This is a genomic window from Bacillus cereus group sp. BfR-BA-01524 (assembly GCF_022662595.1).
Classification (GTDB): domain Bacteria; phylum Bacillota; class Bacilli; order Bacillales; family Bacillaceae_G; genus Bacillus_A; species Bacillus_A thuringiensis_S.
Map to the genome: position 1 here is coordinate 1 of NZ_JAKUDW010000395.1, position 255 is coordinate 255.

Below are 255 nucleotides of genomic sequence, written 5' to 3' on the forward strand. Positions count from 1 at the left end.
TCCATTGTTTTTTATTCACTTTTATCACTCCATTTGAAAACGACAGGATTTCTCCTGCCGTTTTAAGGAACTATTTTATGCGTTTGTCTTTTTACGACGGAACATTAATACTGATCCAGCTAATGCTAATCCTAAGCTTGCTAACATCATTGTAACACCGTTTGATGCTGTATTAGGTAATTTTTCACCTTGTTTTTTCGTTTCTTTTTTCACAACTGTATTAGTATTTTTCTTTGTTTCTTTTGCAGTTGTTTG

At 32.5% G+C, this 255-nt stretch carries 1 protein-coding gene; it reads right to left on the reverse strand.

From position 1 onward, the window contains the following. Window positions 1-75 precede the first annotated feature (75 nt). Window positions 76-255: LPXTG cell wall anchor domain-containing protein (locus MR170_RS31620; RefSeq protein WP_141529075.1), on the reverse strand; the 180-nt coding region annotated here is incomplete at its 5' end.